At 68.8% G+C, this 24,088-nt stretch carries 23 protein-coding genes and 1 pseudogene; 13 read left to right on the top strand and 11 right to left on the bottom strand.

Annotated features, from left to right (window positions below):
• Positions 1 to 451: 451 nt before the first annotated feature.
• Positions 452 to 991 (bottom strand): formaldehyde-activating enzyme, encoded by a 540-nt coding sequence (gene fae / locus A37E_RS0124695; protein WP_029559051.1) that lies wholly within the window; start codon positions 989 to 991, stop codon positions 452 to 454.
• A gap of 188 nt (positions 992 to 1,179) precedes the next feature.
• Here fae and A37E_RS27280 point away from each other — a divergent pair, with 188 nt between their 5' ends.
• The gene (locus tag A37E_RS27280) at positions 1,180 to 1,323 is read left to right on the top strand and encodes a hypothetical protein (protein WP_024278335.1); all 144 of its coding nucleotides are present in this window, start codon (positions 1,180 to 1,182) and stop codon (positions 1,321 to 1,323) included.
• Complete coding sequence (locus tag A37E_RS0124685) at positions 1,320 to 2,279, top strand: site-specific tyrosine recombinase XerD (RefSeq protein ID WP_029559049.1); 960 nt, start codon at positions 1,320 to 1,322, stop codon at positions 2,277 to 2,279. The genes A37E_RS27280 and A37E_RS0124685 overlap by 4 nt, the downstream gene beginning before the upstream one ends.
• A gap of 212 nt (positions 2,280 to 2,491) precedes the next feature.
• Here A37E_RS0124685 and A37E_RS0124680 read toward each other — a convergent pair whose 3' ends face one another.
• Positions 2,492 to 3,067, bottom strand: a complete 576-nt coding sequence (locus A37E_RS0124680) for a nitroreductase (protein ID WP_029559048.1) — start codon at positions 3,065 to 3,067, stop codon at positions 2,492 to 2,494.
• 234 nt (positions 3,068 to 3,301) lie between these two features.
• Here A37E_RS0124680 and A37E_RS27685 point away from each other — a divergent pair, with 234 nt between their 5' ends.
• From A37E_RS27685 to A37E_RS0124665, 3 genes are all read left to right on the top strand, one after another.
• Complete coding sequence (locus tag A37E_RS27685; protein WP_038193677.1) at positions 3,302 to 4,330, top strand: hypothetical protein; 1,029 nt, start codon at positions 3,302 to 3,304, stop codon at positions 4,328 to 4,330.
• Positions 4,331 to 4,362: 32 nt separating this feature from the next.
• The gene (locus A37E_RS0124670; protein WP_081837762.1) at positions 4,363 to 4,725 is read left to right on the top strand and encodes a cytochrome c; all 363 of its coding nucleotides are present in this window, start codon (positions 4,363 to 4,365) and stop codon (positions 4,723 to 4,725) included.
• 168 nt (positions 4,726 to 4,893) lie between these two features.
• Positions 4,894 to 5,583, top strand: a complete 690-nt coding sequence (locus A37E_RS0124665) for an outer membrane protein (protein ID WP_051679323.1) — start codon at positions 4,894 to 4,896, stop codon at positions 5,581 to 5,583.
• Positions 5,584 to 5,646: 63 nt separating this feature from the next.
• Here the strand turns inward: A37E_RS0124665 and thrS are convergent, their stop codons facing one another.
• Entirely contained in the window at positions 5,647 to 7,623 is a 1,977-nt protein-coding gene (gene thrS, locus A37E_RS0124660) for a threonine--tRNA ligase (protein ID WP_029559044.1), read from the bottom strand.
• A gap of 458 nt (positions 7,624 to 8,081) precedes the next feature.
• Between thrS and A37E_RS0124655 the strand changes: the two genes are divergently transcribed.
• The 3 genes from A37E_RS0124655 to A37E_RS0124645 all read left to right on the top strand — a co-directional run bounded on the left by A37E_RS0124655 (position 8,082) and on the right by A37E_RS0124645 (position 10,974).
• The gene (locus A37E_RS0124655) at positions 8,082 to 8,714 is read left to right on the top strand and encodes a L,D-transpeptidase (RefSeq protein ID WP_156026419.1); all 633 of its coding nucleotides are present in this window, start codon (positions 8,082 to 8,084) and stop codon (positions 8,712 to 8,714) included.
• A gap of 38 nt (positions 8,715 to 8,752) precedes the next feature.
• Positions 8,753 to 9,766, top strand: a complete 1,014-nt coding sequence (locus tag A37E_RS0124650; RefSeq protein WP_029559042.1) for an amino acid ABC transporter substrate-binding protein — start codon at positions 8,753 to 8,755, stop codon at positions 9,764 to 9,766.
• A 161-nt stretch (positions 9,767 to 9,927) separates the two neighbouring features.
• A complete protein-coding gene (locus A37E_RS0124645) occupies positions 9,928 to 10,974 on the top strand; it encodes an MBL fold metallo-hydrolase (protein WP_029559041.1) in 1,047 nt (348 codons plus the stop codon).
• A 224-nt stretch (positions 10,975 to 11,198) separates the two neighbouring features.
• Here the strand turns inward: A37E_RS0124645 and cutA are convergent, their stop codons facing one another.
• Positions 11,199 to 11,519 (bottom strand): divalent-cation tolerance protein CutA, encoded by a 321-nt coding sequence (cutA, locus tag A37E_RS0124640; RefSeq protein WP_029559040.1) that lies wholly within the window; start codon positions 11,517 to 11,519, stop codon positions 11,199 to 11,201.
• 143 nt (positions 11,520 to 11,662) lie between these two features.
• On the opposite strand from cutA, the pseudogene A37E_RS25655 reads away from it, so the two are divergent.
• From A37E_RS25655 to A37E_RS0124625, 3 genes and pseudogenes are all read left to right on the top strand, one after another.
• Positions 11,663 to 12,438: pseudogene (locus tag A37E_RS25655) on the top strand (NAD kinase).
• A 21-nt stretch (positions 12,439 to 12,459) separates the two neighbouring features.
• Positions 12,460 to 13,878, top strand: a complete 1,419-nt coding sequence (locus tag A37E_RS0124630; RefSeq protein WP_029559039.1) for an MBOAT family O-acyltransferase — start codon at positions 12,460 to 12,462, stop codon at positions 13,876 to 13,878.
• A 14-nt stretch (positions 13,879 to 13,892) separates the two neighbouring features.
• Positions 13,893 to 14,990 carry a hypothetical protein gene (locus tag A37E_RS0124625; protein WP_029559038.1) on the top strand — a complete coding sequence of 366 codons (1,098 nt, stop codon included), beginning with the start codon at positions 13,893 to 13,895 and terminating at the stop codon, positions 14,988 to 14,990.
• A gap of 166 nt (positions 14,991 to 15,156) precedes the next feature.
• Here A37E_RS0124625 and A37E_RS0124620 read toward each other — a convergent pair whose 3' ends face one another.
• The 5 genes from A37E_RS0124620 to folE form a co-directional block, all read right to left on the bottom strand.
• Positions 15,157 to 15,795 (bottom strand): flavin reductase family protein, encoded by a 639-nt coding sequence (locus A37E_RS0124620; RefSeq protein ID WP_029559037.1) that lies wholly within the window; start codon positions 15,793 to 15,795, stop codon positions 15,157 to 15,159.
• Between the two features lie 87 nt (positions 15,796 to 15,882).
• Positions 15,883 to 16,992 carry a patatin-like phospholipase family protein gene (locus tag A37E_RS0124615; RefSeq protein ID WP_029559036.1) on the bottom strand — a complete coding sequence of 370 codons (1,110 nt, stop codon included), beginning with the start codon at positions 16,990 to 16,992 and terminating at the stop codon, positions 15,883 to 15,885.
• A 130-nt stretch (positions 16,993 to 17,122) separates the two neighbouring features.
• Complete coding sequence (locus A37E_RS0124610; RefSeq protein ID WP_029559035.1) at positions 17,123 to 18,028, bottom strand: helix-turn-helix transcriptional regulator; 906 nt, start codon at positions 18,026 to 18,028, stop codon at positions 17,123 to 17,125.
• A gap of 540 nt (positions 18,029 to 18,568) precedes the next feature.
• Positions 18,569 to 19,060 carry a phosphoribosyl-AMP cyclohydrolase gene (gene hisI, locus A37E_RS0124605; RefSeq protein WP_051679322.1) on the bottom strand — a complete coding sequence of 164 codons (492 nt, stop codon included), beginning with the start codon at positions 19,058 to 19,060 and terminating at the stop codon, positions 18,569 to 18,571.
• A gap of 72 nt (positions 19,061 to 19,132) precedes the next feature.
• A complete protein-coding gene (gene folE, locus A37E_RS0124600) occupies positions 19,133 to 19,858 on the bottom strand; it encodes a GTP cyclohydrolase I FolE (RefSeq protein WP_029559033.1) in 726 nt (241 codons plus the stop codon).
• 365 nt (positions 19,859 to 20,223) lie between these two features.
• Between folE and A37E_RS0124595 the strand changes: the two genes are divergently transcribed.
• Positions 20,224 to 20,667: an iron-sulfur cluster assembly scaffold protein gene (locus A37E_RS0124595; protein ID WP_029559032.1), complete on the top strand. Its 444-nt coding sequence runs from the start codon at positions 20,224 to 20,226 to the stop codon at positions 20,665 to 20,667.
• A 3-nt stretch (positions 20,668 to 20,670) separates the two neighbouring features.
• Here the strand turns inward: A37E_RS0124595 and A37E_RS0124590 are convergent, their stop codons facing one another.
• Entirely contained in the window at positions 20,671 to 21,270 is a 600-nt protein-coding gene (locus A37E_RS0124590) for an HD domain-containing protein (protein WP_051679321.1), read from the bottom strand.
• Between the two features lie 126 nt (positions 21,271 to 21,396).
• Here A37E_RS0124590 and yidD point away from each other — a divergent pair, with 126 nt between their 5' ends.
• A complete protein-coding gene (yidD, locus tag A37E_RS27680) occupies positions 21,397 to 21,804 on the top strand; it encodes a membrane protein insertion efficiency factor YidD (RefSeq protein WP_348550892.1) in 408 nt (135 codons plus the stop codon).
• An 18-nt stretch (positions 21,805 to 21,822) separates the two neighbouring features.
• Here the strand turns inward: yidD and A37E_RS0124580 are convergent, their stop codons facing one another.
• Positions 21,823 to 23,997 carry a PBP1A family penicillin-binding protein gene (locus A37E_RS0124580; protein ID WP_051679493.1) on the bottom strand — a complete coding sequence of 725 codons (2,175 nt, stop codon included), beginning with the start codon at positions 23,995 to 23,997 and terminating at the stop codon, positions 21,823 to 21,825.
• Positions 23,998 to 24,088: the final 91 nt, after the last annotated feature.

Raw genomic sequence — 24,088 nt, 5'->3', positions numbered from 1 at the left:
GTGCGACGCGGCTTCGGCAGTTCGACGATGAGACTGGGCTCGGCGACATTCATGCTCTCGATACGCGGCACGCGGCCGGGCGGATGACGGGGCCGGCCCGGAAAAATCGTCCGGACCCGCCCCCTGACCACCGGCGCAAGCCGGACCCTAGCCGAGCGGCGGGTCCAGCTCCACCAACGTCACCGTGACCTCAAGGCAGTTGCGGCCCGCTCGGTCGTATCGCGGGCTTCCGGACTTTCCCCGGAGTCATCCCCCGGCTTGTCCGGGGGATCCACGGTGTGGCCGGGTCTGCCATTTGTATCGAAGCGCCCGGCAAGAGGCGAAGTGGATGCCCCGGACAAGCCGGGGCATGACGGCGTCAATGATGACACTGGCTTGAAACGGACGACGTCTCTCGCAACTTTCAGCCGAGCGGCGGGTCCGGCTCCACCAACGTCACCGTGACCGTGCGTCAGTACTCGATGACGCCCTCGAGGGCGTAGTGCTTCACGCTCGTGCGGTTGGCGATCAGCTCGTCGATGGACGGCTCGCCCTTGAGCGCGCGGGAGATGGCGAGCTTGGTCGCCTCGTAATTGGTGCGGTAGAGGTCGGCCTTGTCGAGGTTGGGGTCCTCGGCGCAGCGCGGGTCCAGCCACACCATGATGATCATGGCCAGCTCGTCCACCTGATCCTTGGGGATGATGCCCTCGCTGACGCAATCGACGATGGCGTCGCCCATGGCCGCCTGCACCACGCCGCCCAGCAGTTCCACATATTCGGCGGTGTGGATGGTGGCCTTGGTGGTCATCATCGTCGCGGGGCGCACCATCTGGTTGAGGTCGCGCACCACGAACATGCGGGTGTGGCCCTGCACCTGCCCCATCATGGAGGCGAAGGCCTGACCCACCGGGCCGCGCACCGAGCCGATCAGCACCTCCGGCATGGCATCCGTCGCCTGCCCGTCCGCCGCCAGCACCGTCGCCTCGCCCGCCTTGAACCAGATGTCGCTCATCATTTCCTCCTCGTTGGGAGGCGGCAGCAAAGCACCCGCCGCCCCGCCCGTCCAAGGCGACGCTGCGTCGCTGGTGCCGAAAGGCATGGGGACAGCGCCTCGCCTTGAACGGCGGCGCAGGCCGTGGCACCTCTGGCGAAAGAGGGGTGCCCGCGGGCGATTCGCGCCCGCACCTGATGGAGGCAGCGATGCCCACGCTCTTCCGCATTCTGGTGGTGCTGGCCGTGCTCGGCGGCCTCGGCTATGCCGCCCTGTGGGCGCTCGCCACGCGGGTGGAGCCGCAGGAGCGGGAACTCTCCTTCACCGTCGCCCCCGAAAAGATCGGCAAATGACCACGCCCGGCGCGACGGCCCAGGGCCCGCTCGCGCTGTTCCTCGACATGCAGGCGGTGGAGCGCGGCGCGGGCGCCAACACGCTGGAAGCCTACCGGCGCGACCTGACCGATCTTGCCGACTTCCTCGCCCCCCGCGCCATCGCGACCGCCGACACGCCCGCCATCCGCGATTGGCTCGCCGATCTCTCCACGCGCGGCTACAAGGCCACCACCGTGGCGCGGCGCCTTTCCGCCGTGCGCCAGTTCTTCCGCTTCCTCTATGCCGAGGGGCACCGGGGGGACGATCCCGCCGCCGTGCTGGAAGGCCCGAGGCGCGGGCGCCCTTTGCCCAAGGTGCTGACGGTGGAGGAGGTCTCCACCCTGATCGAGACGGCGCACGCCCGTGCGTCGGAGGTTCCGGCCGAGGAGGGGGAGGCCGCAGCCAAGGCGCGCGCGGAGATGCTGAAGCGCCGGCGCACCGCCGCCGTGGTCGAATTGCTCTATGCCAGCGGCCTGCGCATTTCCGAGCTGGTGTCGCTGCCGGCTGCCGCCGCGCGGGCGCGGGGCGATGCCATTCTGGTCACCGGCAAGGGACGCAAGGAACGGCTCGTGCCCCTCTCCGACCCCGCGCGGACGGCCATGGCGGCCTATCTCGATGCGCGCAAGGGGGCGGGGCTGGAGGCGTCGCGCTGGCTGTTTCCGTCCTCCAGCGAGAGCGGCTACGTGACCCGCCAGCAGGCGGCGCGGGACCTGAAGGAGCTGGCACTGGCCGCAGGGCTCGATCCCGCCAAGCTCTCCCCCCACGTCCTGCGCCACGCCTTCGCCAGCCATCTTCTGGCCCATGGCGCGGACCTTCGGGTGGTGCAGACCCTGCTCGGCCATGCCGATGTCTCCACCACCCAGATCTACACCCACGTTCTCGACGAACGCCTCAAGAGCATGGTGCGCGACCTGCATCCGCTGGCGGATGAGTGAGGGGGAGGCCCCCCGGTTCCCCGGACAAGCGACGGCGCAGCCGGAGCGCTGATCCGGGGGCCAGCGCAAGTGTTCCCGCGCAGCGGGGCAAAGCCCGAGGGCGGCGGGATCAGGAAGCGCCTGCGGCGGCGCCTTGCGCTGGACCCCGGATCGCATTCCGCTGGCGCTGCATGCGTCCGGGGTGCGAGAGCGGGTGATGCGGGCTCACCCCCTCAGAACCGCGTCACCACGGCGGCGAGGGGCGGGCGGGGGCGGTCTTCCAGCTTCTGGGTGGCGGTGCCGATATAGATGAAGCCGACGAAGCGCTCGAACTCTTCGAGGCCCAGCGCCGCGCGGGCGTTGGCGTCGTAGGTCGTCCATTCGGTGAGCCAGGTGGCGCCGTAGCCCAGCGCCGCGCAGGCGACGAGGATGTTCTGGCAGGCGGCGGCCGCCGACAGCAGCTGCTCGTATTCCGGGATCTTCACATGCGGCGCCGCGCGCGACACCACCGCCACCACCAGCGGCGCGCGCAGGAAACGGGCGCGCTCATCCTCCAACCGCTTCTCGCCGACGCCGGGATCGGATGCCGCGAGCGCCTCCGCCAGCAGGGCGCCGGCCCGGTCGCGGCCGTCCCCCTCCAGCACGATGAAGCGCCAGGGGGCGAGCTTGCCATGGTCCGGCACCCGCGCGCCGATGGTGAGAAGGGTGTCCAGCTCCTCCAGCGAGGGGCCAGGGGCGACAAGATCGATGACGCGCGAGGAGCGGCGGGTGGCGAGGAGGGCGATGGTCTCGGGGCTCACAACAGTCATGGGGCAATGGCTTCCGATGAAAGGGTTACGGGGCAATCTACAGAGGGGCCGCCCGGGAAGGAACCGCGCGGGCGCGGCGGCAACCGGCCGCAGGCTGACGCGGCGGGTGACTTGAATCCGCCCCGAATTTTGTGCACGTCAGGAGGCATGATCCGCTTCGCTCGTGCTTTTCCTCGCCTCCGCCGCCCCGGACCGGTCGCCCCGGCCGCGCGGATGCCGGCGGCTGGGCGCGCGATGCGGGTGGCTGTGCTGGGTCTCTGGGCCGTGATGGCGCCCCTGGGGCTCGTTGCGGGCGCAGGGCCGGCCGCGGCGCAGTCCATGCAGTTCCTCGGCCCGTCCGCCGCGCCGCCGCCCGCCGGGCCGTTCGGCACCCCGCCCGCCGCGCGGCCGACCGGCCTGCCTCCGGGCCTACCGCCGCCCCCCGGCCAGCCGGGTCCCTCGGCGCAGGCCGGCCAGTCGGGTCGCGAGCCCCATGCGGTGCTGCCGCCGGCCCCTCCCGGCAAGGCGGCGCTGGGTGTCTATGCCCGTTTCGGTGCAGAAGGCGGCCCCATTTCGCGCGGCCTCGTCTGGCGCGTCTTCGCCGACCAGCCCGAGGCCTCCACCGGCGCGTTCCCGCTGGTGGCGGAAAGCTCGGAGCACGCGCCCGTCTTCTTCCTCAATCCGGGCGGCTACATCGTCCACGTCAGCTACGGCTTCGCCACCGCGGCGCAGCGGGTGCAGATGGGACCGGTCTCGCGCCGGCAGGCGTTCGACCTTCCGGCCGGCGCCCTGCGCCTCGCCGCCGACGTGGACGACAAGCCGATCCCCGCCCAGAGGCTCACCTTCGACATCTTCGAGGGCTCCTTCCTGCAGGGCCGCACCTCCAGCCAGCCTTATTATCGCGGCGCCGCCGCCGGCGACGTGGTGCTGCTGCCGGAGGGCACCTATCACGTGGTCTCCACCTATGGCGACGCCAACGCCGTGGTGCGCGCGGACGTGATCGTCCAGCCCGGCAAGCTCACCGATGCCACGGTCCACCATCGGGCGGCGCAGATCAGCCTGAAGCTGGTGAAGGTGGCACATGGCGAGGCGCAGGCCGACACCCAGTGGACGGTCATCACGCCCGGCGGCGACACCATCAAGGAATCCATCGGCGCCTTCCCGACCATCGTGCTCTCGGAAGGCGACTATTCCGTCATCGCCCGCAAGGACGGCAAGAATTACAGCCGCGACATCAAGGTCGAGGCCGGCAAGAATCAGGAGGTGGAGGTTCTGGCGAAGTGACGCCCGGCCGCCATCCCGTCCGGAGGGTTCCCATGGTGCGTCTTGTCCTGCGCGCGACCAGCGTCGTCGCGCTCCCCGCCCTCGTCGCCTTGAGCCTCGCCACGCCGTTTCTCGCCGCCGCGCCCGCCCGCGCCGCCGACGCCGCGGCCGGGCGCTCGCTCGCCGAGCGCTGGTGCGCCAGCTGCCATGTGGTCGGCACCGCGCCCCAGAGCGCCGCCAGCGATGCCCCCACCTTCGCCGCCATCGCCGCCCGTGACGGCGACGTCTCCGGCGCTCCGTCTGGTTCCTGGCTGGCCTTCCGCCTGCTGAAGCCGCACCCGCAGATGCCGCAGGTCTCCCTCACCCGCACCGAGGCGGCGGACCTCGCGGCCTATTTCGCGACGCTGAGGAAATAATCGGCCCCTCGGCCGGCGCGTGCGTTTCCCAAAAGACACACAAGCGAAACTGTTCAGCTCAAGTTCCCTGCCGCCTTGCGGGGGGTGCGGGTGGGGCCGCATGCTGCACGCGCTGCGTTGCAGCAGTGTCTTCCAGTCCCCGTTGGTCTCCCCGCTTGAGGTCGCCCCATGCGCGCTCGTTCTTCCGCCGCCGTAGTCGCGTCGCTCGCCTTGATCCTCGGTGCCCCCCATGGCGCCCTGGCGGCGCCCCCGGTGGAGACGCCGGCCTTTTCCTGGACCGGCTTCACTGTAGGTCTGGACGTCGGATATGCCTGGGCGCAGGCGAGCGGGCAGGATTGCAACTGGGGCCGCAACAAATGCCCGGCCTATTCCACCGGGGCCGACGGCATCGTGGGCGGTGCCTATGCCGCCTTCAACTGGCAGGTGGACCACATCGTGCTCGGCATCGAGGGCGATATCGAAGGGTCCGCAGTCACCGGCACCTCGGCCTTCTCCAGCCCTTTCACCAACTACCTCTACGGCCATGCGGTGGACGAGAGCTGGCAGGCCTCGCTGCGCGCGCGCCTTGGCTATGCATTCGACCGCACGCTCGTCTATGTGACGGGCGGCGTCGCCTATGCCGATGTCTTCAACAATCTGTGGCGGCTGGGAAAATCGTTCCACGCCTACAGCGAAACCCGTCCGGGCTGGACCGTGGGCGCTGGCGTCGAGCAGGCCCTCTCCGATCACTTCACCGCCCGCCTCGAATATCGCTACACCGGCTTCGACAGCTCCGAGAACTCGGTGGGCACCAATTCCACGATCCTGCAGGACCTGAACCAGCAGGCCATCCGCATGGGCATCGGCTACAAGTTCTGACAGGTCGTGCGGCGGGCAGGGCGTGCGGCGGGCGGAGCCTGAGCCCCGCCCGTGCGATCCAGCTTACGCCGCCTTGGCGGACAGCATCTTGCGCTTGAGGTCCGGCGGCACGGCCTCGTCCACCAGCGCGGCGATCACCTCGTCCAGAGACCCGGAGGTCTGGGCGTTGGAGCCGAGGCGGCGGATGGAGAGGGTGCGTTCGGCCGCCTCCTTCTTGCCCGCCACCAGCAGCACCGGCACCTTGGCCAGCGAGTGCTCGCGCACCTTCAGGTTGATCTTCTCGTTCCTGAGGTCGAGTTCGACCCTGAGCCCCGCCGCCTTCAGCGCGTCCACCACCTCGGCGGCGTAGTCATCCGCATCCGAAGTGATGGTGGCGACCACCACCTGCGTCGGGGCGAGCCACAGCGGGAAGTGCCCGGCGAAGTGCTCGATGAGGATGCCGGTGAAGCGCTCCATGGAGCCGCAGATGGCGCGGTGGATCATGACAGGCGTCTTCTTCTGCCCGTCCGCATCCACATAGAAGGCGCCGAACCGCTCCGGCAGGTTGAAGTCCACCTGCGTGGTGCCGCACTGCCATTCGCGGCCGATGGCATCCTTCAGCGTGTATTCGAACTTGGGGCCGTAGAAGGCGCCCTCGCCCGGCAGGATGCCGGTCTTGATGCGCCCGCCCGACTGGGCCTCGATCTCGGCCAGCACGCGGGTCATCACCTCCTCGGCGTGATCCCACACGGCATCCGAGCCCACGCGCTTCTCCGGCCGGGTGGAGAGCTTCACCACGATCTCCTCGAAGCCGAAATCGGCATAGGTGGAGAGGATGAGATCGTTGATCTTCAGGCACTCCGCCGCCATCTGCTCCTCGGTGCAGAAGATGTGGGCGTCGTCCTGGGTGAAGCCGCGCACGCGCATGAGCCCGTGCAGCGCGCCGGAGGGCTCGTAGCGGTGCACCGCGCCGAACTCCGCGAGGCGCATGGGCAGGTCGCGATAGCTCTTCAGCCCGTGCTTGAAGATCTGCACATGGCCGGGGCAGTTCATGGGCTTCAGCGCGAACACGCGCTCGTCCTTGGTCTCGTCGCCGGCGGACTGGACCTTGAACATGTTCTCCCTGTACCAGCCCCAGTGACCGGAGGTCTCCCACAGCGAATGGTCGAGCACCTGCGGGGCGTTGACCTCGCTATAGTCGGCCTTCAGCCGCCGGCGCATGTAGGCCACCAGCTCCTGGAACAGGGTCCAGCCCTTGGGGTGCCAGAACACCGTGCCGGGGCCTTCCTCCTGGAAGTGGAAGAGGTCCATCTCCCGGCCGAGGCGGCGGTGGTCGCGCTTCTCGGCCTCTTCCAGGCGGTGGAGATAGGCGCCGAGCTCCTTCTCGTCCTGCCAGGCGGTGCCGTAGATGCGGGTGAGCATCGGGTTGTTCGAATCACCGCGCCAGTAGGCGCCGGCCACCTTCATCAGCTTGAAGGCGGTGCCGATCTTGCCCGTGGAGGGCATGTGCGGGCCGCGGCAGAGGTCGAACCACTCGCCCTGCTTGTAGATCTTCACGTCCTGGTCTTCCGGGATCGCGTCGACCAGCTCGACCTTGTAGTTCTCGCCCTTGGCGGCGAACACGCGCTTGGCCTCCTCGCGCGTCCACACTTCCTTAGTGAAGGGGCGGTCGCGGGCGATGATCTCGCGCATCTTCGCCTCGATGACGGGCAGGTCTTCCGAGGTGAAGGGGGCGTTGCGGGCGAAGTCGTAATAGAAGCCGTTGTCGATCACCGGGCCGATGGTCACCTGCGTGCCAGGCCACAGCTCCTGCACCGCTTCCGCCATCACGTGCGAGCAGTCGTGGCGGATCAGCTCCAGGGCGCGGGGATCGTCGCGGGTGACGATCTCGATCTTCGCGTCGCGGGTGATGGGCTGGGCGAGGTCGGCCAGTTCCCCGTCAAGGGTGACGGCGACGGCCTTCTTGGCGAGGGATTTGGAGATGGCGGCGGCGATGTCCGCGCCGGACGTCCCCTCGGCATAGTCGCGCTTGGCGCCGTCGGGGAAGGTCAGGGAAATCATGTCAAAGCTCCTTGCGGCCCACTCCTGCGCACCTCGCAGGTAGGCCTTTTCGTTAAGCGCGCCCTTTTAGGCGAGGCCATGGCGCCGCGTAAAGCGCGCCGCCCGACGCCGGGGCCGAACCGGGCGCCCCTGCAAGGCCGGCGACAGCTCCGGACCCGGAAAAACGCTCGATCCACGCTCCGGATACCGTTCAGCAATCCTTCAGGACCAAAATGCTTCAGTGCTTCGGCTGCGTCCCCCCTTTCCCTCGCGCGCGGCCTCGGCTAATCGGAATGCGGGGTCGTGAGTGTTCGCCATGCTGGCGTCGTTCCGGAAAGGTCCAGGGAGGGCCTTTTTTCGGAGGGCAGGGCGGGTCACGCGGGGTGGGAAACCGGTCGGGGCGCCTTTGGGGGCGGCACGATCGGGAGGACACCGCTCGACCGGGTTCATAGCCCGGGATGCGTCTAGAAGAGGCCGGCATGATGCCTGTGACGATCAAGACCTTGACCTTCGCCGCCCTGCTTCAGGTGGGCGTGTTTGCCTTTGTGACCGGCGCCAGCGCCCAGGTCGGCCCGCGCGGCGGCCCCGGCGCGGTGATGGACATCGACGAGCAGCCGGGCCTCACGGCGCCGGATGACGACGTCGCCCAGCTCGATCCGCAGTTCCGCCACCAGCCGGTGTACTTCCGCACCACCGAGAAGCCCGGCACGATCGTGATCCACACGAACGAACGCTTCCTGTACCTGGTGCAGGGCGACAACCGCGCCATGCGCTACGGCATCGGCGTGGGCCGTGACGGCTTCCAGTGGTCGGGCCTCAAGTCCATCGAGCGCAAGGCCGAGTGGCCGGACTGGACCCCGCCGTCCGAGATGATCCAGCGCCAGCCCTACCTGCCGCGCTTCATGGCCGGCGGCCCCGGCAACCCGATGGGCGCCCGCGCGCTCTACATCGGCGGCACTGTCTACCGTATCCACGGCACCAACCAGCCGCAGACCATCGGCTACGCCGTGTCCTCGGGCTGCTTCCGCCTCGTGAACAGCGAGATCATCGACCTCTACAGCCGTGTCCCGGTGGGCACGAAGGTCGTGGTTCGCCAGCAGGCCGCTCTCTGAGAGCGGCCCTTTCCGACACATTTTCACTGGGGGACTTCATGAAGACGATCCTGGCCCTACTGGCCGGCGCGGCCCTTGCGCTCGGCGCAACGGCGGCAACGGCGCAGACCCTCAAGACCGTGAAGGACCGCGGCGAACTGGTCTGCGGCGTCTCCAAGGGCCTCCCCGGCTTCTCCGCCCAGGACGCCTCCGGCAAGTGGACCGGCTTCGACGTCGACGTCTGCAAGGCGATGGCGGCGGCCATCTTCGACGACCCGAACAAGGTGAAGTACGTGCCGCTGACGGCGGACGAGCGCTTCCCCGCCCTCACCAAGGGCGAGATCGACGTGCTCTCGCGCAACTCCACCTGGACGCTGGAGCGCGAGGCCAAGCTCGGCCTGCTCTTCGCCGCCATCAACTATTATGATGGCCAGGGCTTCCTGGTGCGCGACGCCCGCAAGGTCACGTCCGCCCTTGAGCTGGACAAGTCCAAGGTCTGCGTGCAGGCGGGCACCACCGCCGAGAGCAACACCAAGGACTATTTCGCCGCCAACGGCATGACGCTGGAACTGGTGACGCTGCCCACCTCCGGCGAGCTGGTGAAGGCCTACGAGGACGGCAAGTGCGACACGCTCACCACCGACGTGTCGCAGCTCTATGCCCTGCGCCTCACCATGGCCAAGCCCGGTGACCACATCGTGCTGCCCGACGTCATCTCCAAGGAGCCCCTCGGCCCCGTCGTCCGCCAGGGCGACGACCAGTGGTTCAATCTGGTGAAGTGGACGGTGTACGCGATGATCAACGCCGAGGAACTCGGCGTCGCCACCAACACCATCGACGCCGCGCTGAAGTCCCAGAAGCCCGAGGTGAAGCGCCTCGTGGGCAATGAGGGCAATTACGGCGAGGAGCTGGGCGTGACGAAGGACTTCGTCGTGCGCATCGTCAAGGCGGTGGGCAATTACGGCGAGAGCTTCGAGCGCAACGTGGGCGCCGCCTCCAAGCTGGGCATCCCGCGCGGCATCAACCAGCTCTGGAGCATGGGCGGCATCCAGTACGCGCCGCCGGTGCGCTGATCGGGTGCCGGGATCGGCGGTGCGCTGATCCCTTTTGGTCCCGCTTACGATTCGAAACGCCGCGCTCGCAGGGATGTGAGCGCGGCGTTTTCGTTCCGGCATCGACCTGCCTTGAAGGCCTGTCCTAATCTCCCGGCGCGTCACGCCCCGAGGAGAATTGGATGACCGAGGTTTCCCGTCGGACCCTTCTGGCCGGTACGGCCGGCATGGCCGGTGCGCTCGCCGGCGCAGTGGGTGGTGCCGCCGCCCAGCCAGCCCCCGCCAAGAATGCCGCCCCGCCCGTCGCCGGCACCCAATCCACCCCCGCCCCCAATCCCGATGCGGCGAAGACCGCCGGCGCGATGCAGGTGCCAAGTGTCTATCGCTACAAGGTGGGCGACGTGGTGGTGACGGCCATCTCCGACGGCATGCGCACCATTCCTCTGTCCGACACGTTCGTGCGCAACCAGCCGAAGGACAAGGTGAACGCGGCCCTCAAGGGCGCCTTCCTGCCCGAGAACGAGGTGCCCATCTCCTTCACCGTCCTCCTGCTCGACATCGGCGGGCGCAAGGTGCTCGTGGATACCGGCAATGGCGGGCAGGCCGGGCCCGTGGGCCTCGTGCGCGGCACCCTTCAGGATCTGGAGATCGACCCCGCCTCCCTCGATCAGGTGGTGATTTCCCACTTCCACCAGGACCACATCAACGGCCTTGTCCTCGCCGATGGCACGCCGGCCTTCCCCAAGGCCCAGCTCATGGTGCCGGAGAAGGAATGGGCGTTCTGGATGGACGACGGCCAGATGAGCCGCGCGCCGGATGGCCTCAAGGCCGGGTTCCAGAACGTGCGCCGGGTGTTCAAGCCCTTCGAGGGCAAGGTGGAGCGCTACGCCTGGGACAAGGAACTGGCGCCGGGCCTGAAGGCGGTGGGCACGCCGGGCCATACGCCGGGGCATACCTCGTTCGAGCTGGAATCGGGCTTCGACACCCTCTTCATCCAGTCCGACCTCACCAATCTGCCGGCCCTGTTCGTGGCCAATCCCGGCTGGCACGCCGCGTTCGACATGGACCCCGCGGCGGCCGAGGCGGTGCGGCGCAAGACCTACGACCGCCTCGCGGCGGAGCGCATCATGGTGGCGGGCTATCACTTCCCGTTCCCCGGCGCGGCCTTTCTGGAGAAGCAGGGCGACGGCTACCGCTACCAGCCGGTCTACTGGCGGCCGGTGCTGTGAGCTGAGGGCAAGGCGGCGGGTTCAGCCCGCCGCCACCATTTCACCGCCGTCATGGCCGGGCTTGTCCCGGCCATCCACGTGGATCGGCCGGGAATATGTCTTCGGCCATCGCCCAATCGGCCCGACGTGGATGCCCGGGACAAGCCCGGGCATGACGGGTTTAGGGTGGCCAGGGCCAAGCGAAATCGCCCCCGCCAGCCGCCGGCGCCCCACACCCCGCCGCCTCAGCCCGTCGTCACTTCGCCGGCGATCCAGGCGAGATAGGCCGGCAGGCCGCCTTCCAGCGGCAGAACGACGATGGCTGGCACGTCGTAGGGATGGGCGGCGCGCACCGCCTCCACCACCTCGGCGGCGCGCTCCGCGGTGGTCTTGAGCATCATCACCGCCTCGGTGCCGCGCTCGATCTGTCCCTCCCAGCGGTAGATGGAGACCATCTCCGGCAGGATGTTGGCGCAGGCGACGAGGCGCGCCTCCACCAGCGTGCGGGCCATCGCCTCGGCCTCCGCGACGCTGGGGAAGGTGGCGTAGACGATGCGCGCGGGCATGAGTTCCTCCGGGCGATGCGCTTGCCCCGCGACCCTACCATCCCTCCCGGCGCCTCGACAGACGGCGGCGGGAGGGCTAGACCGTTCCCGGCCCCTTCCGCTCCCGGCCCGCCGACCGGACGATCCTCCTGACCGACGCACCGATGAGCGAACCCCGTTTCCAGCGCATCGCCTTCGTTTCCAGCCAGACGCCCGAGGCCGACGCCGCGCGCGAGCGCCTCGTCGCCCGCTACGGCATGGTGGCGGAGGAGGAGGCCGACGTGGTGGTCGCCCTCGGTGGCGACGGCCTGATGCTGCAGACCCTGCACCGCTTCCGCGAGCGCGACCTGCCCATCTACGGCATGCACCGCGGCTCGGTGGGTTTCCTGATGAACACCTATCGCGAGGAGGGGCTGGTCGAGCGCCTCAGCGCCGCGCAGTCTGTGACCATCCATCCCTTGATGATGGAAGCCGTGACCTCCAGCGGGATGCGCCACCGCGCCCCGGCCTTCAACGAGGTGTCCCTGCTGCGCCAGTCCTACCAGGCGGCGAAGCTGCGCATTTCCATCGACGGCAAGATGCGGCTGGAGGAGCTGATCTGCGACGGCGTCATCGTCGCGACCCCGGCCGGCTCCACCGCCTACAACCTCTCCGCCCACGGGCCGATCCTGCCTCTGGGTACGGCGCTGCTGGCGCTCACCCCCATCTCGCCCTTCCGCCCCGCCGCTGGCGCGGCGCGCTGGTGCCGGACCGCGCGCGCATCGACATCGCCGTGATGGAGGCCGACAAGCGCCCGGTGAGCGCGGCGGCCGACCATTTCGAGGTGCGCGACATCATCGCCGTCTCCGCGCGGCTCGATACCACCTCCTCCGTGGACATGCTGTTCGACCCCGACCATGGTCTCGACGAACGCATCCTGCGCGAGCAGTTCGTCTACTGACGCCCCGGGCGCCGGCGAGCCATGGTCTTCTCCTCCGTCACCTTCCTGTTCTATTTCCTGCCGGCATTCCTGCTGTGCTACTTCGCGACGCCCGGCGTGCGCGCGAAGAACATGGTGCTGCTCGCCTTCTCGCTGGTGTTCTACGCCTGGGGCGGACTTCCCAACGTTCTGGTGCTGGCGGCCTCCATCGTCGGCAACTATTTCCTCGCCCTCGCCATCGACCGACGCAGCGAACGCTGGCGGCTGCGCGTGCTGGGCCTGGCGGTGGCGGCGAACCTTTGCGGCCTCATCGCCTTCAAGTATTCCGGCTTCCTGGCGCAGAATTTCAACGTGCTGCTGGCGCCGACGGGCCTCGCGCTGCCGGTGGTGCATCCGGCGCTGCCGCTGGGCATCTCCTTCTTCACCTTCCACGCGATTTCCTATCTCGTGGACGTGTACCGCCGGAAAGCCTCGGCCAACGGGCGGTTCGAGGAGATCGCGGTCTACATCACCATGTTCCCGCAGCTGGTGGCGGGACCCATCGTCCGCTACTCCACCATCCACCGCCGCATCCGGCAGCGGCGCACCACGCTCGGCCGGGTCTCGGCGGGCCTGCGCATCTTCGTCATCGGCCTGTCCTGGAAGGTGCTGATCGCCGACGAGGTGGCCCCGGTGGTCAGCGCGGTGTTCGACCATACGGCCACGCCCAATCTCGGCGAGGCGTGGCTCGGCGTCACCGCCTATGCGCTGCAGATCTATTTCGACTTCGGCGGCTATTCCAACATGGCCATCGGCCTCGCCATCGCCATGGGGTTGAAGTTCCCGCGCAACTTCAACCTGCCCTATGGCGCGCGCTCCATCTCGGATTTCTGGCGCCGCTGGCACATGAGCCTGTCGAGCTGGTTCCGCGACTATCTCTACATCCCGCTCGGCGGCAACAGGCACGGCCACTGGCACACGGCGGCGAATCTCTGGACCGTCTTCCTCCTGTGCGGCCTGTGGCACGGGGCGAGCTGGACGTTCGTGATCTGGGGCGCCCACCACGGCACCTTCCTGGTGCTGGAGCGCACCCGCTTCGGCGCCTGGATGAAGACGGCGCCGCGCGTGCTCTCCCACCTCTACGTGCTCTTGGTGGTGCTCACCGGCTGGGTGTGGTTCCGCGCCGACAGCCTGCCGCAGGCGCTGGAGCTGTTCCAGGGCCTCGTGGGCATGAACGGCGCCGGCTATCTTTCCACCCAGCTGGAGGTGGAGCTGAAGCCGGTGACGCTGGCCATTCTGGTGCTGGCGTGGCCGCTCGCCATGTTCGGGCTGCCGCGTCCGGGCGGGCGGAGCATGGCGCCGAAGGTCCGCCTCGCGGTGTTCGGCGCGGTGGATAGTCTCGTGGTGTGGGGCCTGTTCGTGCTCTGCGTGCTCTCGGTGGGGGCGGCGACCTACTCGCCCTTCCTCTATTTCCGGTTCTGAAGGGAGGACATGCGATGCCGCTTCTGATGTCCTTCCGCCGCTGGTGGGCGGTGATCTTCTTCGCCATTCTCACTCTGCCCACCATCGGCCTGATCGCCCCGGACCTGCCGGCCCCGCTGCGCACCGTCGCCGCCCCCGAGGCGCGCTGGTGGGAGGATGCGGCGCGCCGGCTCGATCCCTACATCAACAACGTGTTCGGCTTCCGCGGTGCGGTGCTCACCGCCCACCGCTCCTATGTGCGCTTCATCGGCGACACCCAGGGCGACCTCGCGCTGAAGGGCGAGAACGGCTCGCTCTTCCTCAAGGACGAGCACGCGCTGGAGCAGTCGCTGGGCCAGTTGGTGCGGCCGGAGGCGGTGACGAGCATCGTCGCGCTCGCCGAGCGCATGAACGCCTACATGACCGCCCATGGCGGGCGCTTCGTGGTGCTCATTCCGCCCAACGGCCACACCACCAATTTCGAGAATTTGCCCGCCTATGCCCGGCGCCTGAAGGTGTCGCCCACCGAGTATGATCTCGTGGCGGAGAAGATGAAGGCGGCCGGCATCACCTTCGTGGACATGCGCCCCATCCTCGCCGAGGCGAAGAAGACCGGGCCGGTGCATTGGCGCTATGACACCCACTGGAACCAGCGCGGCCAACTCCTCGGCTTCAACGCCGCCATGGCCGCCGCCGGCCGCCCCGATCTGGAAGTGAAGCCGGAAGACGCCCTCGGCCCGCCCGAGCCGCGCCTCACCGGCGACCTGCTGCGCGCGACGGGCGCGCCCGTGCCGAACCCGCCGGACGTGATGTTCCCGCCCAAGGGACCCATGGTGGCGCCGAAGGACCCGAAGCTCATCCCCGGCATCTTCAAGCCGGTGCCGGACAACGATCCGTTCCAGCCCTATGCCATCGACACGGGCCATGCCGGCCCGCGCATCATGGTCATCGGCGACAGCTTCTCGCAGGGCTCCTGGCGCGGCCTCGGCGTGTCGCAGGCATCAGCCTATGCCTGGATGCACCACCGCTATTGCCGCTTCGAGATGGGCGCCGTCGAGCGCTTCAAGCCCGACATCCTCATCTACGCGCCCACCGAACGGGCGATGCCTTGCAAGGGTACGCCGGCGGAGTGAGGAGCGCACCGCTCCATTTCACTGCTGTCATCGCCCGCCTCGTGCGGGCGATCCACCGTTCCGCTGGTGCCGTGGCCGACGATGGGAATCAGCCACACCGTGGATCCCCCGGACGAGCCGGGGGATGACGGCGCAGTGCGCGGACTTCTGCTTAAAATCGCGAGGCTCAACCCTTCGGCGTCCGCGCCTTCAGGTCCATGCCGCCGCCCGGCGGGCGCTCGCGCTCGGTCAGTTCATCGACAAAGGAGTAGTCGAGATAGCCGCAGCGGGCGAGGGACTTCATGACCCGCATGTCCACCCGCCCGTCCACGATGGCGGCATCGTCCACGTAAACGCCGACGATCTCGCCGATGATCATGTGCTGGTCGGGCAGCGTGCCGTCCTTCCCCTTGGGGCGGAAGGTCTCCACATAGACGCATTCGAGGGCGCAGGGGCTCGCCGCCACGCGGGGCGGCTTCACGAGGCGCGAGGGTGCGCGCTCGAGGCCCACGAGGTCGAACTCGCTCACGTCGCGCGGCGCGGGGGCGGAGGTGAGGTTCACCGCGTCGATGAGGTCGAGGGTGGCGAGATTGCAGACGAACTCGCCGGTGGCCTCGATGTTGGCGGCGCTGTCCTTGTGGCCGGCGGACGAGAACATCACCAGCGGCGGCGCCTCGCAGATCAGGTTGAAGAAGGAATAGGGGGCGAGGTTCGCCACGCCCTCCGGCGTCAGCGAGGAGATCCAGCCGATGGGGCGGGGCGCCACGATGGCCTTCAGCGGGGAGAAGGGCAGGCCGTGATTGCGCTTGGACGGCTCGTAGAACATGGCGGGGCAGATCCTGATCCGGGAGATCATGGACCATAGCCGCTCCGCCCGCCGGGCGGCAGCTATACTCATGCATGGTGCGGGGCCTCAGCCCAGCGCCAGCATGGTCGATGTGATGTCCTCCAGCGCCCGCTCGGTCGTCTCCATGCCGGCGGCGATGGCCTCCTTTGCCCGCTGGAACTCGAACAGACCGATGCGGCCGAGCTTGGGGGAGAGCATCACGTCCGGCGGGTCGCCGGCGAGGCGCGAGCGGGCGATGCGGTCCTGGGTGATGTTGAAGGCGTCGATCATCACAGTGGTCAGCCCGCGCGGGCCGTCGCCCGAGGGACCGGCGAAGAATTGCCGACGCAGCCGGTCGGGGCTGAGGATGCCGGCGAGGCCATCCTTCTTCTCCGCCACCGCCATCTCGGCGACGCGCTCCACCACCCCGCCATGGTCCTGGATGACCGTGCCGCGGCCGAACACGTCGGCATTGAGGTTCACCGCGATCACCATGCGCGCGCCCATGGCGCGGGCGGCGGAGACCGGCACGGGGTTCACCAGCGCCCCGTCCATCAGCCAGCGCCCGCCCACCTTTACCGGCGTGAAGATGCCGGGCAGGGCGTAGGAGGCGCGGATGGCGTCCACGAAATCGCCGCGCGTGAGCCAGATCTCGTGGCCCGTGCCCAGCTCCGTCGCGATGGCGGCGAAGACGATGGGCAGGTCCTCGATGGAGATGCCGCCCACGTTGCGGCGCATCAGCTCCACGAGGCGACGGCCGCCGATGAGGCCGGCGGCGCCGAGATTGAAATCGAGCAGGCCCAGCACGTTGCGCTTGGTGAGGCTGAGCGCCCATTCCTCCAGCGTGTCGAGCTTGCCGGCAGCCCAGATGCCGCCCACCACCGCGCCGATGGAGGTGCCCGCCACCACCGAGGGGCGGATGCCGGCGCGGTCCAGCGCCTTCAGCACGCCGATATGGGCAAAGCCCCGCGCCGCCCCGCCGCCGAGCGCAAGGCCGATGGCCGGGCCGTTGGGCACGGACGTGCGCGGCGCCGCGTGCGCCGGCGTGCCGAGATCGGGCGGGCCGGCATCGGGCGGCTGCGACGCGGGATTCTTCGCCTCGGAGGCCGCGGAACTGGAGGCCGTAGAACTGGAGGCCGCAGTTTTGGGGGCGGCCGCTGCGGTGGGGCCGGATCGCCAGTGGAGGGACTGAAACATCGACGCCTCCCGTCGCGCCGCCAGCTTCTGGCACCGTGGAAGCAGAGCCTCCGCCGGCACCGGAGCGTTTCCGGCGCACCGCTACTATGGCGTCACGTTTACTAAGGTCTGGTGTCCGAAGCGTGGCACCCTATGGCACCTCTCGGCGCCGGGCGGCCGAGGGCGCCTCGCCGAAATGGCGGCGGAACTGGCGGTTGAAGGTGGAGAGGTCGCGGAAGCCGGCCTCGAACGCGAGGTCGGAAATGCGCCGGTGGGCGTGGCGCGGATCGTCGAGCATCCGGCGCAGCCATTCCATCCTGAGTCGGGCGACATAAGCGGAGAAGGTCTCGCCGCCTTCCTCGAACAGCACCTGCACATAACGTGCACTGATGCCGAGCTGGGTGCCGATGGTGGTCGCGGACAGATCGTGGCGGTGGAGGGCCGCCAGGGTCGCGGCCTTGGCGGTGGCGAGGCGCGCGGCCTTCACGGCGCTGCGTCCGGCCGCTTCACGCGGGGGAGCGCTGCGCTTGAACGCCAGCGCGGCGAGTTCAGCGAGCTGCGCAGCCACCAGCCGGCCGCCTTCTTCCGAGCCGACGTGCTGCCGTTCGAGCAGTTCCGCATAGCCGAACATCAGATCGAGCGCCGGATCGCCGGCCGCGAAACGCAGCATGTCGAGGTCGTCGATGTTCGGCACCAGGGTCCGCAGCCGGGCGCGCGAGACCTGCACGGTGCGGAACGTCGTGCTCGACTGGATGTCGGCGGACGAACGCTGGCCGAGGTTCCAGACGCCGGTTTCGCCCGCGCCGAGCTCCATCTCGCGGCCGTCCGGCGTGGTGACGCGATAGGCGCGTTCGGAACGGCAGATGGTGAGATCGTCGATGCCGTCCGAGAGCAGCGCGGTCGTCCGGCTCGAGACGATGGCGCTGGTGTGTCCCTGCCCGACCAGGACGCCGGGAAGGTTGAGGAAGTGCCCCGAGATGTGGAAGGGGTCGCCGGAGCTTGGCACCAGGTCGAGGCCGATCAGCACGGGGCCATAAAAGTCACGGACATAGGCCATCCGCTCCGCTGCCGGCACGTCGGCGGTGTTGAACCGCACGGGTGCAAAGGCACTGGCGTGATCGGGGGGCGTGTCCGCGGCTTTTTCAGCGGCCTGTTCAGCGGCTTGGGGCATCGAAACGGAGCTTGAAATCTGGTCCGATCGGCGACCGGGGTCATCTGTCCCACGTGCCGTCGAAGAGGTTGCGGCAATCGCCTGCCTGAAGCGGGCGACGACTTGCCGTCGCAAAGGAATGCAGGGGAAGCTTTGCCGCGTCAATGTCCCGGGCGCGCGCGGCGCGGTTGTGGCCCGCATTTTCTGCACCGGAAGAGGCGCGTTTCGCGCCTTGCACAGGGGGAGTGCGCGTAATGCCGAGCAACGCGGCCGGGAGTGGCGGATAAGAAGCAGCGGATCACAGTTTCAGCGCTTCCGTCAGGGCGATCGCCTGAAAACCTCCGCGGCCGGTGCAGTGCTTTTTCCGTTGCCGCGTTCTCGCAGGCGGCGGGCCGGCACTGTGCCGGCTATTTCTGTTCGGGCGGCAGTGTCAGTGGTCGTGCCCGGTCAGTGGTCGTGCCCGTCGTGGCCCTTGCCATAGACGGCGGCGGGATCGAAGCGCGGGGTGTCGCCGGTGAAGGCGAGGCGGGTCGCCTCGGAAGGCGCCGCGCCGATGGGCACGGAGCGGTAGAAGCAGGAGCGGCGGCCGGTGTGGCAGGCAGCGCCCGTGCCGCCCATTTCCACCTTGATGACCACCGCATCCTGATCGCAGTCGATCAGCATCTGCCGCACCTTCTGGGTGTGGCCGGAGGTCTCGCCCTTCTTCCAGAGCTTGCCGCGCGAGCGGGAGAAATAATGCGCCTCGCCGGTCGCCATGGTGAGGGCGAGGGCCTCCGCATTCATGTGGGCCAGCATCAGCACCTCCCCGGTCTCAGCATCCACGGCGACGCAGGTGACGAGGCCGTTGGCGTCGAAGCGCGGGGAGAGGATGGTGTCCTCCTCCAGCGCGGCGCCCTTGCCGGCGGCGGGGAAGGTGAAGGCTATGGTTTCGGCGCTCATTCGCTGGACTCTTTCGCTCGCGTGTCGGGCGCTCCCGCCTCGGCAGGAACGCCTCTCGGCGGCGGTCCTGCGTCAGCCTTTGGAGCGCACCAAAGTGATGAAGCGCACCTGCTCGGCCGGATCATCCCGGAAGACGCCGGTGAACTGGGTGGTGAGGGTGGAAACGCCCTGCTTGGTGATGCCGCGCATGGACATGCACATATGCTCGGCCTCGATCATCACCGCCACGCCGCGCGGGCGCAGCCCCTCGTCGAGGGCATTGGTGATCTGCGAGGTCAGGTGCTCCTGCGTCTGCAGTCGGCGGGCGAAGATGTCCACCACCCGCGCGATCTTGGAGAGGCCGACCACCCGCTCCACCGGGAAATAGGCCACATGCGCCTTACCCACGAACGGCACCATGTGGTGCTCGCAATGGGAATGGAACGGGATGTCGCGCACCAGCACGAAGTCGTCGAAGGTGCCGATCTCGCCGAACGTGCGGTCCAAGAGCTCGTCGGCGTCCTCGCCGTAGCCGGAGAACAGCTCGTCATAGGCCTTCACCACGCGCTTCGGCGTGTCGAGCAGGCCCTCGCGCGCCGGGTCCTCGCCGATATAGGCGAGCAGCGTCTTCACGGCGGCTTCCGCCTCGGCCCTTGTGGGGCGGGGGCTGCCGTCGGAGAGGGGAGGGTGGACCTTGGGGAGGGCAGGGGCACCATCCGGCGCAGGCGCGCGCAGAGCCGCCGCAGCCTTGGCCTTCAGCTGACGCTCCCGCTCCTCGTTCTCGGCCTGCGCCTTGAACAACTTGACTACCGCGTCCATGACCAACTCCGTTCGACCCGCCGCCCCGGAGCCGCGAAGCTGCCGGGAAAGGCGGGAGTGTCACCGGTTGTCGGCTCGCTTGCGCGGTGTCGCTCAAACCGCGCCCCGCCGGACCTGCCGGCGGCGGCTTTGCCGTCCGTTTCAAAAATGAAGGCCCAAAGTCGGGCCCAAGTTCCATGATGGGGCCGAAGGGCCGTTTTCGCAAGGGTGAGGGTGCCCGAATGTCCCGCACAGCGGTTCCATGACACCGCGCGACCAGACGGCACGCGCCGCCTTTGCGTCCGTTCCTCCCGTCTCTATATAAGATCGGAATGCTCGCGCGGCAGGCCTCTGGGCCTTGTTCGCGCCGCCGGATTGGTTCGCCCATGATCAATGACGTCTACAACGCCCGCATTCTCGCCCTCGCCGCCGATATTCCGCGCCTCGGCCGGCTCGCCGCGCCGCAGGCGAGCGCGCGGGCGCATTCCAGGCTGTGCGGTTCCACCGTCACCATCGATCTCGTGATGGACGGGGACACCGTGGCCGACTTCGCCCACGAGGTGCGCGCCTGCGCCCTCGGGCAGGCCTCCTCATCTCTCATGGCCAGCCACATCATCGGCGCCAGCGCGCAGGAGTTGCGCGAGGTGCGCGACACCATGTGGAAGATGCTGCGGGAGAACGGCCCGCCCCCCGCCGGCCGCTGGGAGGATTTCAAGGTGCTGGAGCCGGTGCGCGACTACAAGGCGCGCCATGCCTCCACCATGCTCACCTTCGACGCGGTGGTGGACGCCATCGGCCAGATCGAGGCGGCCCGCGCCGCGGCCGAGTAGCGGTTAGCCCGCCGCCCATTCCTCCGCCCGCCGCGTCTCGATGGCGGCGATGGCTTCGTCCGCCGCCTGATCGAAGGCGGTTTCGAGCGCCGGATTGATGCCGCGCAGGCCCGCCGCCACCGCCCGCGACCATTCCACATAGGCGCGGGCGCGCGATTGCGGCCAGTCCTCCGGCGGATCGTCGGCGAGGGAGCGCAGGTTGCAGGTCTTGTCGGCGAGCTTCAGCAGCTTGCCGCGCGCCGACAGGTGCGGCGCGTGTTCCACCTGAAGCCGCTTGCGCTCGACCGAGGTCAGCGCCTTGTCGTCCGTGACTTCCATGACGAGGCCGGCGATGTCCGGGCCGAAGGTGGTGGCGATCTCCTCCGGCGTCACGCTTTGGTCCTCCACCACGTCGTGCAGCAGCGCGGCGGCGACGAGTTCGGGATCGGTACCTCCCGTCGCCTCGCTCACCAGCAGGGCGACCTCCACCAGGTGGTTCACATAAGGCTGCGCCCGCCGGCCCTTCCGCCGCTGGTCGGTGTGGCGCAGGGTCGCGAAGGCGAGCGCGCGCATCACCGTGGACAGGGGCGGGACGGAAGAACCGGGCGGGAAGACATCAGGCATCGTCGATCACCTCGCGCGACAGTATAGCCCCCGAAACGGGAGCCGCGCGGGTCGTCGGGACCAGCTCGGCCCCGACTTCGACATGAAGGCTGGATAGGCGCATTCCGCTCCCCGAGGGTGACGAATATGGGGCGGCGGGCCATCGAGGCAGGGACCGAGGCGGATATGGCGGCGGAGCAAGGCGGGCTGGACGAGACGGCGGGGCCGGTGCGCAGGATCGGCGCGCGGATCGCCCGTGTCCCGCGCCTTGCCTTGCGCGGGCTCATCCTCGTCTATCGCTACACCTTCTCCGCCTTCATGGGCCGGCAGTGCCGCTATCTGCCCACCTGCTCGGAATATGCGGAAGAGGCGGTGATGCGGCACGGCGCGCTGCCCGGCGCGGTGATGGCCACCGCCCGCATCTGCCGCTGCAATCCCTGGGGCGGGCATGGCTATGACCCGGTGCCGAAGTGCCTGCCCACGGGCGGGCGCTGGTACAAGCCGTGGGGCTACGGCATCTGGCGCACGCCGAAGGCGCCGGACGCGGAAGACTAGCCTCCGCGCGCTGAGCCGTCAGTTCCGGCGCACCGCCGTGGGCATGGGCGTCGCGGGCGCCACCGGGGTGGGCGCGGCGGCCGGGGCGGTCTGTGCCGCTGCCGGGGCGGGCTTTGCCGCGGCGCCGGCGTCGGTCATCTTCACCTCGGCCTCCTTGAACATGCGCTCCAGCGCCGCCAGCCGCTCGGCCGAGCGGGGCGAGAGGGTCACCGGCCGCTCGCTGTCGGCGAGGCCGGGCACGTTCAGGGTTACGGGCGGCTCGTCGAGCTTGGGGATGGGCGTGGTGACACCGGGGATCGGCTTGATCTCGATGCCCTGGTGGGCATAGGCCATCACCTTCTGCCAGGTCATGGCGGGCAGGGTGCCGCCGGTCATCTTGTTCATCACGGCATAGTCGTCATTGCCGAACCACACGCCGCAGACATAGTTGCCGGTGAAGCCCATGAACCAGGCGTCGCGGTAGGCATTGGTGGTACCGGTCTTGCCCGCCACCTTGGCGTTGGGCAGGCGGGCGCGGCGGCCGGTGCCGTTCTCCACCACGTTGTTCATCATGTCGTTGATGTCGTAGAGCGCCTGCTGCGGGATGATCTGGACGGGCTTTGGCGCGTCGCGGTCGAAGCGCCAGATCACGTCGCCATTGCCGATGCGCATCTCCACCACGGCGTGGGGATAGACGCTCTTGCCGCCGTTCGCGAACACCGAATAGGCGGTGGTCGCGTCGAACAGCGTCACCTCGGCTGCGCCCAGCGGCAGCGGCGCGGAGATGGGCAGCGGGGTGCGGATGCCCATCTGGTGGGCGAGGTCCACGATCTTCTTGCGGCCGAACTTCTCCGCGAGACGCACTGCCACCGTGTTCAGCGAATGCTGGAGCGCGGTCTTGAGCGTGATGGAGCCCATGTAGGAGCGGCCGTAGTTCTGCGGGCACCAGTTGCCGAGGCAGATGGGGGCGTCCTGCACGATGGTGTTCGGCCGGTAGCCGTTCATCAGCGCCACCGTGTAGACGTAGGGCTTGAACGAGGAGCCGGGCTGCCTGAGCGCATCGGTGGCGCGGTTGAACTGGCTCTCGCCATAGTCCCGCCCGCCCACCAGCGCGCGCAGCGTGCCGTTGGGCTCCATCACCACGATGGACCCCTGCTTGACCTTGTAGTCGCGGCCGAACTCGTTGAGCGACGATTCCAGCGCCGCATCCGCCACCTTCTGGATGTTGGGGTCGAGGCCAGTGCGGACGATGAAGTTGCGCTCGATGACGGAGGGCGGCAGCTGGTCCACCAGCTTCTTCACCTCGCCGAAAGCGTAGTCGAGATAGAAGTCCGGCACCTCGTCGTCGCGGCGGTCCACCGGCGTCGCCGGGTTGCGCCGCGCACCGAACACCTGGCCTTCCGTCATGAAGCCGGCCTCGACCAGATTGTCGAGCACGGTGGAGGCGCGGGCGCGGGCGGCGGGCAGATTGATGTGCGGGGCGTATTTCGACGGCGCCTTGAACAGGCCGGCGAGCATGGCCGCCTCTGCGAGGTTCACCTCCTTCACCGACTTGCCGAAATAATAGCGCGCCGCCGCATCCACGCCGTAGGCGCCGCCGCCGAGATAGGCGCGGTCGAGGTACAGCTTCAGGATCTGGCTCTTGGAGAGGCGCGCTTCCAGCCAGATGGCGAGGAAGGCTTCCTTGATCTTGCGCTCGATGGTGCGTTCGTTGGACAGGAACAGGTTCTTGGCGAGCTGCTGGGTGAGCGAGGAGCCACCCTGCCGCACGCCGCCCGCCTTGGCATTGGTGACGAGGGCGCGGGCCGTGCCGGCGACGTCGATGCCCCAATGCTCGTAGAAGCGCCGGTCCTCGGTGGCGAGCGTCGCCTTGATGAGGTTGTCCGGGATGTCTTCCAGCGGGATGGTGTCGTTCTGCTTGACGCCGCGCTCGCCGATGGAATTGCCGTAGCGGTCGAGGAAGGTGACGGCGAGCTCGGTGCGCTTCAGCCAGTCGTCGGAGGTCTCGCGAAAGGCCGGCATGGCGAGCGCCAGCATGACCATGGCGCCGGCGACGCCCAGGGTGAAGCCTTCCGAGGCCGCGCCGATGGCCCAGCGCCCCACGCCCGTGACGTTGAACCGCTCGGTGAAGGCGGCATAGGCGGAGAGGATATTGCGCGTGCGGGCACCGAGGCTGAACAGCGAGCTGTCCAGCAGCGCGTCGAAATCGAGCATCAGCCCGCGCAGGCGCTCGAGAAGGGAAGGACGCTTGCGCTCGGTCACGGTGCGGGCTCTGGTCTTTCTCAACGATGGCCCGATGGCGCCC

The sequence above is a fragment of the Xanthobacter sp. 91 genome, from assembly GCF_000702385.1.
Lineage (GTDB): Bacteria > Pseudomonadota > Alphaproteobacteria > Rhizobiales > Xanthobacteraceae > Xanthobacter > Xanthobacter aminoxidans.
The sequence above is the reverse complement of the archived record's forward strand: the minus strand, read 5'-3'. Positions and strand labels throughout refer to the sequence as shown.

Bases quoted from the DNA above. Each gene is read 5' to 3' on its own strand.
- A37E_RS0124680 (WP_029559048.1), bottom strand. From the start codon at position 3,067: ATGACTGTTGTGAGCCCCGAGACCATCGCCCTCCTCGCCACCCGCCGC.
- A37E_RS0124610 (WP_029559035.1), bottom strand. From the start codon at position 18,028: ATGGCCTATGTCCGTGACTTTTATGGCCCCGTGCTGATCGGCCTCGAC.
- A37E_RS0124665 (WP_051679323.1), top strand. From the start codon at position 4,894: ATGCGCGCTCGTTCTTCCGCCGCCGTAGTCGCGTCGCTCGCCTTGATC.
- A37E_RS0124580 (WP_051679493.1), bottom strand. From the start codon at position 23,997: ATGCTCGATTTCGACGCGCTGCTGGACAGCTCGCTGTTCAGCCTCGGT.
- folE (WP_029559033.1), bottom strand. From the start codon at position 19,858: ATGGACGCGGTAGTCAAGTTGTTCAAGGCGCAGGCCGAGAACGAGGAG.
- A37E_RS0124595 (WP_029559032.1), top strand. From the start codon at position 20,224: ATGATCAATGACGTCTACAACGCCCGCATTCTCGCCCTCGCCGCCGAT.
- A37E_RS0124625 (WP_029559038.1), top strand. From the start codon at position 13,893: ATGCCGCTTCTGATGTCCTTCCGCCGCTGGTGGGCGGTGATCTTCTTC.
- A37E_RS0124615 (WP_029559036.1), bottom strand. From the start codon at position 16,992: ATGTTTCAGTCCCTCCACTGGCGATCCGGCCCCACCGCAGCGGCCGCC.
- A37E_RS0124620 (WP_029559037.1), bottom strand. From the start codon at position 15,795: ATGTTCTACGAGCCGTCCAAGCGCAATCACGGCCTGCCCTTCTCCCCG.
- A37E_RS0124590 (WP_051679321.1), bottom strand. From the start codon at position 21,270: ATGCCTGATGTCTTCCCGCCCGGTTCTTCCGTCCCGCCCCTGTCCACG.
- hisI (WP_051679322.1), bottom strand. From the start codon at position 19,060: ATGAGCGCCGAAACCATAGCCTTCACCTTCCCCGCCGCCGGCAAGGGC.
- A37E_RS0124650 (WP_029559042.1), top strand. From the start codon at position 8,753: ATGAAGACGATCCTGGCCCTACTGGCCGGCGCGGCCCTTGCGCTCGGC.
- yidD (WP_348550892.1), top strand. From the start codon at position 21,397: ATGGGGCGGCGGGCCATCGAGGCAGGGACCGAGGCGGATATGGCGGCG.
- A37E_RS27685 (WP_038193677.1), top strand. From the start codon at position 3,302: ATGCGGGTGGCTGTGCTGGGTCTCTGGGCCGTGATGGCGCCCCTGGGG.
- A37E_RS0124670 (WP_081837762.1), top strand. From the start codon at position 4,363: ATGGTGCGTCTTGTCCTGCGCGCGACCAGCGTCGTCGCGCTCCCCGCC.
- A37E_RS27280 (WP_024278335.1), top strand. From the start codon at position 1,180: ATGCCCACGCTCTTCCGCATTCTGGTGGTGCTGGCCGTGCTCGGCGGC.
- A37E_RS0124630 (WP_029559039.1), top strand. From the start codon at position 12,460: ATGGTCTTCTCCTCCGTCACCTTCCTGTTCTATTTCCTGCCGGCATTC.
- fae (WP_029559051.1), bottom strand. From the start codon at position 991: ATGAGCGACATCTGGTTCAAGGCGGGCGAGGCGACGGTGCTGGCGGCG.
- A37E_RS0124685 (WP_029559049.1), top strand. From the start codon at position 1,320: ATGACCACGCCCGGCGCGACGGCCCAGGGCCCGCTCGCGCTGTTCCTC.
- cutA (WP_029559040.1), bottom strand. From the start codon at position 11,519: ATGCCCGCGCGCATCGTCTACGCCACCTTCCCCAGCGTCGCGGAGGCC.
- A37E_RS0124645 (WP_029559041.1), top strand. From the start codon at position 9,928: ATGACCGAGGTTTCCCGTCGGACCCTTCTGGCCGGTACGGCCGGCATG.
- thrS (WP_029559044.1), bottom strand. From the start codon at position 7,623: ATGATTTCCCTGACCTTCCCCGACGGCGCCAAGCGCGACTATGCCGAG.
- A37E_RS0124655 (WP_156026419.1), top strand. From the start codon at position 8,082: ATGATGCCTGTGACGATCAAGACCTTGACCTTCGCCGCCCTGCTTCAG.